At 70.2% G+C, this 1,021-nt stretch carries 1 protein-coding gene; it reads right to left on the bottom strand.

Annotation, left to right across the window (positions count from 1 at the left end; genetic code table 11):
* Nucleotides 1–1,021, bottom strand: a 1,021-nt coding sequence (locus tag ACRYRX_RS22580) for an isocitrate/isopropylmalate dehydrogenase family protein (protein ID WP_432515446.1), incomplete at both ends; no start/stop codon positions are given.

Genomic DNA, 1,021 nt, shown 5'->3' with positions numbered 1-1,021 from the left:
GAGGCCGTGCCGCCCATGTCGGGGGTGGTGGTGCCCTCGGAGACGACGAGGTCGACGGCCGCCTCGACGACGTCGGCGGCCCGGGACACCTTCGCGTCGTCGAACTTCGCCGCCAGCCAGCGCAGCAGCATCGCCGAGGACAGGATCATCGCGATGGGGTTGGCGATGTCGCGCCCGGCGATGTCGGGGGCCGAGCCGTGCGAGGCCTGCGCCATGGCGTGGGTGGCCGAGGAGTTGATCGAGGGGGCGATGCCCAGGGAACCGGCCACCTCACCGGCCAGGTCGGACAGGATGTCGCCGAACATGTTCTCGGTGACGATGACGTCGAACTTGTCCGCCCGGCGGACCAGGTGGACGGTGGCGGCGTCGATGTGGAAGTCGTTGACGGTCACGTCGGGGTACTGCTGGGCGACCTCGCGGCACACGTCGCGGAACAGGCCGGTGGTCATCTTCAGCACGTTCGCCTTGTGGACGATCGTGACCTTCTTCGAGCGGGTCCGGGCCAGCTGGAACGCCTCGTGGGCGATGCGCTCGGTGGCGGCGCGGGTGATGATGCCGTGCATGATCGCCACGTCCGGGGTGGGCATCATCTCGCCGGTGCCGGCGAAGGTGTTCCGGTCGGCGTAGAAACCCTCGGTGTTCTCCCGGACGATGACCAGGTCGGTGCCCTCGACGATGGCGTTGCCACCGCGGAACGCCTTGGCCGGGCGGATGTTGGCGAACAGGCCGAAGTGCTTGCGGATGGTCCCCGAGGGGTTGAGCTGGGAGCGGTACGGCTCGGGGTAGGCGGCGCTGTCGTGCGGGCCCAGGAGCCAGCCGTCGACCTCGTCGAGGGCGTCGAGGGTCTTGGCGGGGGTGTGCTCGCCGTACTCGTCGATCGCGGTGCGTCCCAGGGGCAGTTCGGTCCACGCGATGGGGGCCGCGCCGGCGGCGGCCATCGCCGCGTCGAGGATCTTCACGGACGCGGGGACGATCTCCGGGCCGATGCCGTCGCCGTGCAGGACCCCCAGGGAGTACTGCT

Origin of the sequence: Kineococcus lubricus (assembly GCF_050871965.1) — a bacterium.
GTDB lineage: Bacteria > Actinomycetota > Actinomycetes > Actinomycetales > Kineococcaceae > Kineococcus.
This window is presented reverse-complemented; position numbering and strand designations above follow the sequence as displayed.